Origin of the sequence: Nocardioides sp., assembly GCF_016462705.1 — a bacterium.
In the GTDB taxonomy this organism is placed as follows: Bacteria; Actinomycetota; Actinomycetes; order Propionibacteriales; family Nocardioidaceae; genus Nocardioides.
Window position 1 is genome coordinate 1 of sequence record NZ_JAEMSS010000274.1, and the last position, 3928, is coordinate 3928.

Below are 3928 nucleotides of genomic sequence, written 5' to 3' on the forward strand. Positions count from 1 at the left end.
GGCTACGTCGACCTCGACGGCGACCCCAACCTGCCCGGGCACGAGGAGTGCATGATCCGGCACCCCGAGACCGGGCACTCGATCCTGTTCATCGAGGTGCCCGACACCAAGACGGTGAAGAACCGGGTCCACTTCGACCTCCGCCCCGCCGCGGGCACGCGGGACGAGGAGCTGGAGGTGCTGCTCGCCCACGGCGCGACCGAGGTCGCCGACCACCGCGGGCAGTACGGCCCCGGCACGGGCTGGGTGATCCTGGCCGACCCCGAGGGCAACGAGTTCTGCATCCTGCGCTCCGAGGACGAGATCGCCGCGTCGCGCGGCTGAGCCGGATTTCCCCGGGAGGGCGCTGTCCCGGGACACTGTCCCGGTGCGTCTGGTCGTGGGGGTCGTGACGGCGCTGCTCGCCATGGGTGGCCTCGGGTACGCCGCCGCCGAGACCGTACTGACTCCTCGCGAGCCGTTGCCGGTCGCCGAGCCTGGGCTGCAGGCGCAGGCGCAGGCGCAGGCGCAGGCACCTGCGCCGAGCCCGGTCACCCAGGCCGCGCCCGTGCAGCCGGCAGCCCCCGCTGGTCCGCCGCGGGTGGACCCCGCCTGGGTGGCCGACGTCGCCGCCCGGGCCGGCATCCCGGCGCCGGCCGTGCGCGCCTACGCCAACGCGCAGCTGGGCGAGCCCGGGGGCTGCGAGGTCGGCTGGACCACCCTTGCGGGAATCGGCTGGATCGAGTCCCAGCACGGCACCCTCGACGGTCGCACCCTCGGCGAGGACGGGCGCGCGTCCACGCCGATCCTCGGGCCCGCGCTCGACGGCGACCCCTACGCGGCGATCCGCGCGACCCGGGAGACGAGCCGCTGGCACGGCGACCCCGACTGGGACCACGCCGTCGGCCCGATGCAGTTCATCCCCTCGACCTGGGAGCAGTGGGGGACCGACGGTGACGGCGACGGGGTCGCCGACCCCAACGACGTCGACGACGCCGCCGCGACCGCCGTCGCCTACCTGTGCGCCGACGGCCACGACCTCACCTCGGGCGCCGGCTGGGCGGATGCGATCTTCGGCTACAACCACGACGACTCCTACGTGGCCTCCGTGCACGCCGCCGCGTCCGAGTACGCCGCCCGGGTCGGATGAGCCGGCCCTCACCCCTGGCGCGGGTGAGCGTCGGTTCCTAGGTTGTACCCCCATGACCGGTCTCGCTGCCTTCCTCCGCCACAACTCGCTCGGGCTCCTCGCCCTGGTCGTCGCCCTGGGCGGGACCGCCTTCGCGGCCACCCAGCTCCCTGACGACTCCGTCGACTCGGACACGATCGTGTTCCAGTCCGTCGACGGCCAGGACCTCGCCCCGCGGGCCGTGGGCAGCGGCAAGATCGCCGACGACGCCGTACGTGGCCGGGCGGTGAAGGAGTCGAGCCTCGACGCCGACGTCCTCCAGCGCCGGGTGGGTGGCGTGTGCCTGGCCGGCGAGTCGATCAGGGCGATCGGTTCGGACGGCACGGTGCTGTGTGCCGCCGCCCCGACGGGCGCGTCGGGTGCCGCGGGCGGTGACCTGACCGGCAGCTACCCCGACCCCCAGCTGGCGGCCGACTCGGTCACGAGCGCCGAGCTGGACGACGGCAGCATCAACGCGATCGACGTCCTGCTCGACGCGCTCACGGGAGCCCAGATCGACGAGAGCACCCTGACCGCCGGTGGCGACGTCACCGGCACCCTCGCCAACGCCCAGATCAAGCCCGGGACGGTCGGGCCGGCCGAGCTCGCCGCGCTGCCGGCCGGCCGGGCGGTCTCGACGGCCCCGCAGTCGTTCCCCGGCGGTGGGGCGCCCCTGCGGGTCGCCCTCGACTCGCCGGCGTTCGCCAGCGGGATCGCGTTCGACGACGGGAACGACCGCTTCGTCGTGCAGACCGCCGGGACCTACCTGATCACCGGCGAGGTCCTGTTCGCGCCCGGCGCAGGGACCGTCGGGTTCTTCCTCTACGGCGGGGGCGAGGAGCTCGCGGCGAGCTCCATGGGCAGGGTGGCCAACTACGGCAACTACGAGACGGTCTCGCAGGTCGCGATCCTCGAACCTGGCGACGAGATCTACCTGGCCGCGTTCAGCGACACCACGACCACCACCGACCTCGGTCCCGGCTCGACCGGGCAGAGCCCGCGCGGTGCGTCCCTGGGGGTGGCCATGCTCAGCACGGCCAACGCGCAGGCCCGGCCGGCGGGCGGTGACGAGACCCGGTCCGGTGTGGGTGGCTGACCGGAGGAGTGTCGGCAGCGGCTCCTAGACTGGAGGTGCACCCCCTCCCCTCGATGGGCGGGGGCTGTCGTGTTGTCCACTGACCTCTTGGAGCCCTCGTGACCCTGGCCGGCCTCGCCGACGCCGTCCTCGCCGACCCGACCCTCGCCCAGGCGGTCGCCGACGCGCACGACGGTGCGGTCCCCGCGCTCGACCTGACCGGCCCGGAGGCGGTCCGGCCGTTCGTGGTGACGGGGCTGGCCCGGGCCGGGCGCACCGTGCTCGCGGTGACGGCGACCTCCCGCGAGGCCGAGGACCTGGTCGAGCACCTCGGCTCGTTCCTCGACCCGACCACGGTCGCCTACTACCCCAGCTGGGAGACCCTGCCGCACGAGCGGCTGAGCCCGCGCAGCGACACCGTCGGCCGCCGGCTCGCGGTCCTGCGCCGGCTCGCCCACCCCGGCACCGACGAGGCCACCGGGCCCCTCACGGTCCTGGTGGCCCCGGTCCGGTCGCTGCTCCAGCCCCAGGTCAAGGGCCTCGGCGACCTCGAGCCCGTCGACCTCCGCCCCGGCGACACCGCGCCGCTCGAGGACGTCGTCCGCCGCCTCGCCGACGCGGCGTACTCGCGCGTCGACCTGGTCGAGAAGCGCGGCGAGTTCGCGGTGCGCGGCGGCATCGTCGACGTGTTCCCGCCGACCGAGGAGCACCCGCTGCGGGTGGAGTTCTGGGGCGACGACGTCGAGGAGATCCGCAGCTTCTCGGTCGCCGACCAGCGCACCCACGAGCAGGTCGACCGGCTCTGGGCGCCGCCGTGCCGCGAGCTCCTGCTCACCGACGAGGTCCGGGCGAAGGCCAAGGCGCTCGGTCAGCGACACCCCCAGCTCGTCGAGATGACCGACAAGATCGCCGCCGGCATCGCCACCGAGGGCATGGAGGCCCTCGCTCCGGTGCTGGTCGACGAGATGGAGCTGCTGGTCCTCCCGGCCGACACCCACGTCCTGGTGCTCGACCCCGAGCGGGCCCGGCGCCGGGCCCACGACCTGGTCGCCACCAGCGAGGAGTTCCTCGGCGCCAGCTGGGCCGCGGCCGCCGGCGGCGGGTCCGCCCCCATCGACCTGGGCGCCGCCTCCTACCGAACCCTCGCCGACGTCCGGGAGCACGCCCTCGGGCAGGGCAAGGCGTGGTGGAGCGTCAGCCCCTTCGGCATCGACGACGCCGAGGACGCCGCGGCCCCCGTGGACGACGGATCCGACGGCGTACCCACGCGCGCGCTGCCGATGCAGATGGTCGACGCCTACCGCGGTGACGTCGACCGGGCCTTCGCCGACCTCGAGAAGTGGCGGACGGCCGGCTACCGCGCGGTCGTGGTCCACCCCGGCCACGGCCCCGCCCAGCGCACCGTGGAGGCGCTCGGCGAGCGCGACATCCCGGCCCGGCTCGTCGACGGCCTCGACGAGCAGCCCGCCGACGACGTCGTCACCGTCACCTGCGGCTCGCTCGGGCACGGCCTCCTCGACGACCGCAACCGCCTGGTCGTGCTCACCGGCGAGGACCTCTCCGGCCAGCGTGCGTCGACCCGCGACATGCGGTCGATGCCGGCCCGGCGCAAGAAGCAGATCGACCCGCTGGAGCTCAAGGCCGGCGACTACGTCGTCCACGAGCAGCACGGCGTCGGCCGGTTCGTGGAGATGAAGCAGCGCGAG

The 3928-nt window shown here is 74.6% G+C and carries 4 protein-coding genes; all 4 read left to right on the top strand.

The window, feature by feature from the left end; all coding sequences use genetic code 11:
* A partial coding sequence (locus JHD21_RS21250) for a VOC family protein (RefSeq protein WP_292679471.1) occupies nt 1-324 on the top strand: 324 nt, incomplete at its 5' end.
* A 43-nt stretch (nt 325-367) separates the two neighbouring features.
* On the top strand, nt 368-1129 hold the full coding sequence (locus JHD21_RS21255; RefSeq protein WP_292679473.1) for a lytic transglycosylase domain-containing protein: 762 nt from the start codon (nt 368-370) through the stop codon (nt 1127-1129).
* A gap of 52 nt (nt 1130-1181) precedes the next feature.
* On the top strand, nt 1182-2243 hold the full coding sequence (locus JHD21_RS21260; RefSeq protein WP_292679475.1) for a hypothetical protein: 1062 nt from the start codon (nt 1182-1184) through the stop codon (nt 2241-2243).
* Nucleotides 2244-2341: 98 nt separating this feature from the next.
* On the top strand, nt 2342-3928 hold a 1587-nt coding region (locus JHD21_RS21265), incomplete at its 3' end, for a CarD family transcriptional regulator (protein WP_292679477.1).